General features: G+C 61.6%; 1 protein-coding gene. It reads left to right on the top strand.

From position 1 onward, the window contains the following. Nucleotides 1–58 precede the first annotated feature (58 nt). Nucleotides 59–1,213, top strand: coding sequence for an IS4 family transposase (locus NMG80_RS01320; protein ID WP_254016462.1), 1,155 nt, complete (start codon nucleotides 59–61; stop codon nucleotides 1,211–1,213). Nucleotides 1,214–1,376 lie beyond the last annotated feature (163 nt).

Genomic DNA, 1,376 nt, shown 5'->3' with positions numbered 1-1,376 from the left:
CCCATAGGCGCTAACTTAGGGGTAGACTGGTGGAATCGAGATGTGATTCCTAGGCCAGATGCAAAGGAATGATTCCATTGAAAGCGACTGGCAGGCTCTGATCTCGAGACTGTCGCAATGTGTTGATCTTGACACGACGGCGCGAGCGACGGGAGCGCTGGTACGTCGTCGCAATGTTGCGGACGCAGCGACATTGCTGCGTCTGGCCTTGGCCTATGGCCCCGGCGGGATGAGCCTACGCTCGGCGGCCGCCTGGGCCGGGATGAACGACGTTGCGAGCCTTTCCGATGTTGCTCTTTTGAAGCGCTTGCGTGGAGCGGCCGATTGGCTTGGCTGCATCGCAGGCGCCTTGCTGGAAAACGCTTGTGTCAAAAGTACTGCGGCGACGGGGCGTCGGCTGCGCGTCGTCGATGGCAGTTCGATCTCGCACCCCGGCAGTGCCGGCACGGACTGGCGGCTGCACGCCACCTACGAACCTGCGCTTGCGCGGTTCACGCATCTGGAGATTAGCGACGCTCGCGGCGGTGAAGGCTTTTTTCGTGTTCCGCTTCGCCAAGGCGACATCGTTGTTGGCGATCGCGCCTACGCTCGTACCCCGTCCCTTGAAAAGGTGGTGGCGGCGGGCGGCGACTTCATCGTGCGCACGGGCTGGAACAGTGTTCGGCTGACCACGCCCGAAGGGCAACGGGTCGACTGGAACGCCATCTTTGAGCCCTTGCAGCCCGGTGAAGTTTGCGAGATGAGCGTGCTCCTGGAGCATTCAGGCCGCACAAGCAAGGGCCGAGGCAAGCCGCTCTTGCCGGCGAGGCTCATCGTCAAGCGCAAGGATGAGGAGGCCACGCAAAAAGCACAGAAGGCGGCAAGGCGAGGGCATCAGCGACGTGGCAGCAAGAGGCTGCACCCGATGACCCTCACCGCAGCAGGCTTCGTCATGCTGCTGACGTCGGTCCCAGCCGATGAATTGGCGGCCGACGAGGTTCTGCAAACCTATCGGCTGCGCTGGCAAGTCGAACTCGCCTTCAAGCGGCTCAAGAGTGGAATGGGTATCCATAAGCTTCCCGCACGCGATGAGCGGCTCGCTCGAAGCTGGCTAACAGCCCATCTGATCCTGGCGCTGATGATCGACGAGGCCGTCACCGACGTTCTCGACTCTCCCCCCTGTGAAGATGAAACCACCCACAGCGCAATCGCTGTCCCTTTGGAGGCTGCATAGTCTCCTGCGTCCTGCAATCCTCAACGCCATACTGGTCCTGATGCGGCCGGGAAAAATCGTGGCGCGCTTTGCCGAAATCATTCGCCACGTCTGCGATCCACCGAGGCGACGAAAAAGCCAATCCGCCGCAGCAAGGATAACGCTCGTGCCCTAAGTTAGCGCC

The organism is Mesorhizobium escarrei (assembly GCF_935825525.1).
GTDB classification, from domain to species: Bacteria; Pseudomonadota; Alphaproteobacteria; order Rhizobiales; family Rhizobiaceae; genus Mesorhizobium; species Mesorhizobium escarrei.
Note: the sequence above shows the minus strand (reverse complement) of the source record. Positions and strands in the feature narration are given on the sequence as shown.